Source organism: uncultured Thiodictyon sp. (assembly GCA_903837595.1).
Taxonomy (GTDB): domain Bacteria; phylum Pseudomonadota; class Gammaproteobacteria; order Chromatiales; family Chromatiaceae; genus Thiodictyon.
Genome location: CAILVI010000163.1, coordinates 1 through 1757 on the forward strand (window position 1 = coordinate 1; position 1757 = coordinate 1757).

Here is a 1757-nt window from a genome sequence, read left to right on the forward strand (position 1 = left end):
CGCTTTGGCGCTGGCGCCCTGCGCCGAGGGCTGTCCGTCACGGACCCTGTGGACGCGGCCCACTGCATGGGCGAAACACCATCGGGCCAGAAATAACCCCGCGTCAAGATTGATTTTGCAGGCGTGTTCTCAGACACTTGTCGGCCATGCAGAGACTTGGGCGGGGGCATGTGCGCCGCGCCTTGAGTCGATTTTTGCCCACGACGATGTGAGAGAAAGATGGCCGTGACAAAAGCCGACATGGCAGAACACCTGTTCGAGGAGCTTGGGCTCAACAAGCGTGAAGCCAAAGACCTCGTCGATAGCTTTTTCGAGGAGATCCGCAAATCTCTGGAACGCGGCCAGGATGTCAAGCTGTCGGGCTTTGGCAATTTTGAGCTGCGCGATAAGAAGGAGCGCCCCGGGCGCAATCCGAAGACCGGTGAGGAGATCCCGATCACCGCCCGCCGGGTCGTGAGCTTCCGGGCGGGGCAGAAGCTCAAGGCACGTATGGATGCCGATGTTGGACCGGAGAGGCAGGGCACCGCAGATTCGGGGTCCGCTGAAAGCGCGATCAATCAGGGGTATCGCGAAACGGACAAGATCGCGCACTAAGCGGCGGGAGCCACGCTCTGTCGGCAGTGACGTTGCGCGCTTGAGCGCTGAGCAACGATACGTCGGCCCTTCACGAGATACTGATAAGTTCCATAACAACATACCTCTGCCTTTTCCATCAAGTGAGTCCGCGATATGCTAATTGCCATGCTGGTTCTTGTCGTCCTCGGATTGACCGGTCTGCGCATCGCCCAAGAGTACCAACGCGTCGTCATTTTTCGCTTGGGGCGGTACGTCGGTCTGCGGGGACCCGGCTTGTATTGGATCATTCCGCTGGGCATCGAGCGGCCGATTCCGATCGACATCCGCACGCGAACCGTTTCTGCCGAACAGCAGGAAACGATTACGCGTGACAGCGTGACCATCAAAGTGAATGCTGTCTTATGGTATCGGATAGCGGATGCGGCGAAATCGGTGATCGAAGTTGCGGACGCGCCGGCAGCCGTCTATCAGTTGGCACTCACCGGTTTGCGTAACATTATCGGGCAGCACGATCTCGACGAGGTGCTGCAGGAGCGAGACAAGATAAACACGCTGCTGAGCGAGAGTATCGCCAGTTCGACATTCGCTTGGGGGCTGGAAGTTCAGCGCTTCGAAATGAAGGATGTCGAGCTGCCCGTGGCGATGCAGCAGGTCATGGCGATGCAAGCTGAGGCCATTCGCGAGAAGCGCGCCCGTATCATCAAGGCCGAGGCCGAGTTCGAGGCCTCGGTAAAGTTGTCTGCGGCGGCTGCACAAATCATGGAGAATCCTGCTGCGCTGGAGTTACGGCGAATGCAGATGATTGCCGAGGTCGGGGCAGAGAACAACAGCACAACGGTAGTGATGATCCCGTCAGACTTCGTTTCTCTTTCTCACACGCTGAGCCAGTATTTGCAACGGGGCGGCGCAACCAAGGCTGATACGAATACCTGAAGATGGTCTTGGTTGGTCTGACCCGTCAGGGTCAGGCCGCCGATGTTTGTCGGCCGCTACCATTAAGGAATGCCCAGGCTATCGCCTTAACTTTTGGGTCATCATGCGACAGGAGGCGGCGATACCGGCCGTAATCCGCTCCGGCAAGGTGGCTCGGTACCCGCACCCGATCGCATTGCGGGCGAACTTTCGGCTTAGCACTGGTGAGGACGGCGTGCAGGGAAGCGATTATCTGGCGCAGATCCGCA

The 1757-nt window shown here is 58.6% G+C and carries 1 protein-coding gene and 2 pseudogenes; 2 read left to right on the plus strand and 1 reads right to left on the minus strand.

What is annotated here, in order from left to right; translation table 11 throughout:
* Positions 1–219 precede the first annotated feature (219 nt).
* Positions 220–516, plus strand: a pseudogene (locus tag QZY44_RS08780) (integration host factor subunit alpha); the annotation flags it as partial.
* A 213-nt stretch (positions 517–729) separates the two neighbouring features.
* Entirely contained in the window at positions 730–1509 is a 780-nt protein-coding gene (locus QZY44_RS08785) for an SPFH domain-containing protein (RefSeq protein WP_295445169.1), read from the plus strand.
* A gap of 31 nt (positions 1510–1540) precedes the next feature.
* Here the strand turns inward: QZY44_RS08785 and QZY44_RS08790 are convergent.
* A pseudogene (locus tag QZY44_RS08790) lies at positions 1541–1757 on the minus strand (hypothetical protein); the annotation flags it as partial.

Bases quoted from the DNA above. Each gene is read 5' to 3' on its own strand.
- QZY44_RS08785 (WP_295445169.1), top strand. From the start codon at position 730: ATGCTAATTGCCATGCTGGTTCTTGTCGTCCTCGGATTGACCGGTCTG.